The organism is uncultured Amnibacterium sp., assembly GCF_964244015.1.
In the GTDB taxonomy this organism is placed as follows: domain Bacteria; phylum Actinomycetota; class Actinomycetes; order Actinomycetales; family Microbacteriaceae; genus Amnibacterium.
In genome coordinates, this window is sequence record NZ_CAXTHO010000137.1 from 1 (window position 1) to 4,008 (window position 4,008).

Here is a 4,008-nt window from a genome sequence, read left to right on the forward strand (position 1 = left end):
CCCCGCGACTGGCCGACGGCACGCCCTTCCCGACCTTCTACTACCTGACCCACCCATCGCTCGTCGCCGCGATCTCGCGACTGGAGGCGGAGGGTCGGATGCGCGAGTGGAGCCCGCTCGTCGAGGCCGGCGGCCCGCTCGCGCCGCAATACGCCGACGCGCACGCCGCCTACCTCGCCGATCGGCTCACCGCTGGCGAGGTGCAGGAGGTGGCGGGCATCAGCGCCGGCGGCATGCCGAACCGGGTCAAATGCCTCCACGCCCTCGCGGGCCACGCACTCGCCGCGGGCCCGGGCGTGAACCCGATCGGCGACCTCGCGCTCAGCGAGGCAGCCGCAGCGGAACCCGTGGTCCGGGCCCTCATCGGTCCGTGGCCCGCCCCAGCACCCCGATAGCATCGCTCCCGAAAACCGTCCTCCTCGAAGGGCCGGCTTCGTCGAAAGGAACTGGACGTCTCGTGACTCGCATCCTGATCGTCGGCGGCGGCTACGCCGGCTTCTACACCGCGTGGAAGCTGGAGAAGTGGCTCTCCGCCAGCGAGGCGGAGATCGTCGTCGTCGACCCGCTGTCGTACCTCACCTACCAGCCCTTCCTGCCCGAGGTGGTCGGCGGCGCCATCGACGCCCGCCACGCGGTGGTCGATCAGCGCAGGCATCTGAAGCGCTCGCGCGTCATCACCGCGAAGGTCACGAAGATCGACCACGCGACGAAGACCGCGGAGATCACGCCGGCCGTGGGCGACCCCTGGACGCTCGGCTACGACCAGATCGTGGTGACGGCCGGCTCCGTCTCGCGCACCTTCCCGATCCCGGGCGTCGCCGACGAGGCGATCGGCCTGAAGACGATCGAGGAGGCCGTCGCGATCCGCGACCGCATCGTGCGCAACTTCGAGCTCGCGGCGAACCTGCCGCCCGGGCCCGCGCGCGACCGGCTGCTCACCTTCGTGGTCGTCGGCGGCGGCTTCGCCGGTATCGAGGTGTTCGGTGAGATGCGGTCGCTCGCGTCCGCCCTGCTCGCTCGCTACCCGCAGCTCACCTTCGACGACACGCACCTCCACCTGATCGAGGCGATGGGCCGGATCATGCCGGAGGTGTCCCTGCCGACCTCGCAGTGGGTGCTGAAGAACTACGCCGAGCGCGGCGCGATCGTGCACCTCGACACCCAGCTGAAGGACGCGACCGGCGGCGTGATCCAGCTGTCCACCGGCGAGCGCTTCGAGTCCGACGTGATCGTCTGGACCGCGGGGGTCATGGCATCGCCGATGCTGCGGAACACGGACCTGCCGATCGAGGAGCGCGGCCGCCTCCGCGTGCAGGCCGACCTGCGCGTCGTCACCGCCGAGGGCGACATCGTGCCCGATGCCTGGGGCGCCGGCGACGTCTCCGCCGTCCCGGACCTCACGGGCAAGGGCGTGGGCGGCTTCTGCGTCCCGAACGCCCAGCACGCGGTCCGCCAGGGCAAGCTGCTCGCGAAGAACATCGCGGCGACCCTCCGCGGCGAGGGCGTGAAGGACTACTACCACGAGAGCCTCGGCGCGGTCGCGGGCCTGGGGCTCTACGTCGGCGCGTTCCAGTCCGGCAAGATCGCGGTGACGGGATTCCCGGCCTGGGTCATGCACCGTGGGTACCACGGCCTCGCGATCCCGACGTGGGAGCGCAAGATCCGCGTCGTCGCCGGTTGGGGCCTGAACCTCGTGCTCGGGCGCGACCTGGTGCAGCTGATCGAGCGGGAGCACCCGCGGGTCGCGTTCGAGACGTTCGCCTCCCGCCCGAAGCCTCCGGTCGCCGCGGCGCCGGAGCCCGCCGGTGCACCGAAGCGCGCGCCCCGCACGCGCAAGAAGCCCGAGGTCGAGCCCGAGCTGCCCGGCGCGAAGGGCCTCGAGTCCCCGGTCTACGCGAACCCGGCCCCCGAGCCGGAGCCCGCCACGAAGTAGCCCCCGCACCCTCCGTTTTGTAGGAACATCCTTCCTACAAAACGGAGAGTGTCGGAGCTATCGCGGGTCGCCCGGGGCCGTCGTGACCGTGCGGATGCGCATCCGGTCGAGCTGGCCGAGGTGGCCTCGGGCGCTGCGCTCCGCCTCTGCGGCCAGCCGCTCGGCGGCGAGTGCCGTCATCGGCGCGATCGCCACCTCCGCGTCGCCCTCCAGCCGGTGGCCGATCCACCGGAGGCGCAGCTCGCGGACATCCAGCACGCCCTCGACGTGATGCAGCGCGTGGTCGGCGGTCGACACGAGGTCGGGGTCGACGCCGTCGAGCAGCCGCCTGCCGATGCTGCGGACGGTGCCGAGGAGCAGCACGAGGATCGCGATGCTGATCAGGATTCCCACGATCGGGTCCGCCAGCGGGAACCCGAGTGCGACGCCGACGGCGCCGAGCACCACCGCCAGCGAGGTGAAGCCGTCCGTCCGCGCATGGACCCCGTCGGCGACGAGCGCGGCGGAGCCGATCCGCCGCCCGACCCGGATCCGGTAGATCGCCACCGCCTCGTTGCCGAGGAACCCGATCACGCCGGCGACCATCAGCCAGCCGAGGTTGACCGGCGTGCGGGGGTGGATCAGCCGGTCGATCGACTGCCATCCGGCCACGATCGCCGACAGCAGCACCACAGCGACGATGAACAGCCCGGCGAGGTCCTCCGCCCGCCCGAAGCCGTAGGTGTACCTGCGCGTCGCCGGTCGGCGTGCCAGCACGAACGCGATCCACAGCGGCACGGCGGTGAGCGCGTCCGAGAAGTTGTGGATCGTGTCGGCGAGCAGCGCGACGGACGAGGTCGCCCCGACCGCGATGAGCTGCAGCAGCGTCGTCCCGAGCAGCACGAACAGGCTGATCCTGACCGCGCGCACCCCGGCGCCGCTCGCCTCCAGGGCGTCGTCGATCGAGTCGGCCGCGTCATGGGTGTGCGGGACGAACAGCTGGGTCAGGAAGCCGCGGACCCCGTGCCCATGGTCGTGGGGGTGCTCGTGCTCGTGGAAGTGCCCGTGCCCGTGTCCGGTCGTCATGCGGAGGTCGCGGTCCGGTGGTGGTGCGGTTCACCGAGCGCGTGCTCGGCCTGCTGGATCGCGTCCGTCACGAGCCGGATCGCATGCTCGTTCGCCAGCTCGTAGAACACGCGCTGCCCCTCCTGCCGGGTGCGCACGATGCGGGCGAGCCGCAGCTTCGCGAGGTGCTGCGACACCGCCGCCGGTGGCTTGTCGACGATCTTGGCGAGCTGGCCGACGGAGAGCTCCTGCTCGCGCAGCGCGAGGATGAGCCGCACCCGTGTCGCGTCCGAGAGCATCGAGAAGACCTCGACGGCGAGTTCGACGTACGGACTCTCTGGACTCCGGCCGCACCCGCGCGTATCCGCATCCATGCGCAGATACTAGAGCGTGCGGTACCGGCGCTCGCCGTCGGACCGGAGGCGGATCGCCGCCGGAGCGGTCAGCGCGCGGCGGTCGCCTCCGCCATCCACCGGCGCCAGCGGTCCCACGGGTCGACGCCGGCCGCGAGGGTGTCGATGTGCGCCTGCAGGCCGGGGGAGAGGTCGAACCACTCGCTGCTCCCGGCCCGTTCGGCGGCGAACTGCTCGTGCCGGCGGTGCTCGACGTGCCGGTCCCCGCGCTCGAAGGCGAGCACCGCCTCGTGCCGGATCGCCGTGAAGCGCTGCCGTGGGTTCGTCGTGGTCCCGATCTTCACCCGATCGCCGAATCGCAGGTAGTAGACGATGTCGAGCCGCGGCGGCGCGATCTCGTCGTCCAGATGGTCGCCGTGCGGCCACTCGCAGACCGCGCACACCCGCCCGGACGGGAACCGGATCCCGAGCCGCGATCCGCACAGCCGACACGGCGACGGCAGCGGGTCCGACAGCCCGGACGTGAGCCCGAGGGCCTCCGACGCGACCACCAGATGGTCCTCGCAGAGCGGGATCAGCTCGGGCCGCGCGGCGGGCACCGCGCAGCCGGGGATGGCGCAGCGGGCGGGGAGTGCGGATCTGCCGCTGCATGGCGGCCGCGTGCCGGTAGGACAGGTC

At 72.1% G+C, this 4,008-nt stretch carries 5 protein-coding genes; 2 read left to right on the forward strand and 3 right to left on the reverse strand.

The features are described from left to right. Both ACFE67_RS13030 and ACFE67_RS13035 read left to right on the forward strand, forming a co-directional pair. The coding region (locus ACFE67_RS13030) for a DUF501 domain-containing protein (protein ID WP_375407306.1) at positions 1 to 395 on the forward strand (395 nt) is incomplete at its 5' end. 62 nt (positions 396 to 457) lie between these two features. Continuing rightward, positions 458 to 1,933 (forward strand): NAD(P)/FAD-dependent oxidoreductase, encoded by a 1,476-nt coding sequence (locus ACFE67_RS13035; protein ID WP_375407307.1) that lies wholly within the window; start codon positions 458 to 460, stop codon positions 1,931 to 1,933. Positions 1,934 to 1,990: 57 nt separating this feature from the next. Here the strand turns inward: ACFE67_RS13035 and ACFE67_RS13040 are convergent, their stop codons facing one another. From ACFE67_RS13040 to ACFE67_RS13050, 3 genes are all read right to left on the reverse strand, one after another. Then, on the reverse strand, positions 1,991 to 2,998 hold the full coding sequence (locus ACFE67_RS13040) for a cation diffusion facilitator family transporter (RefSeq protein ID WP_375407308.1): 1,008 nt from the start codon (positions 2,996 to 2,998) through the stop codon (positions 1,991 to 1,993). Continuing rightward, complete coding sequence (locus ACFE67_RS13045) at positions 2,995 to 3,351, reverse strand: ArsR/SmtB family transcription factor (protein WP_375407309.1); 357 nt, start codon at positions 3,349 to 3,351, stop codon at positions 2,995 to 2,997. The genes ACFE67_RS13040 and ACFE67_RS13045 overlap by 4 nt, the downstream gene beginning before the upstream one ends. Positions 3,352 to 3,419: 68 nt before the next feature. Beyond that, positions 3,420 to 3,929, reverse strand: a complete 510-nt coding sequence (locus tag ACFE67_RS13050) for a GIY-YIG nuclease family protein (RefSeq protein WP_375407310.1) — start codon at positions 3,927 to 3,929, stop codon at positions 3,420 to 3,422. Between the last annotated feature and the right edge of the window lie 79 nt (positions 3,930 to 4,008).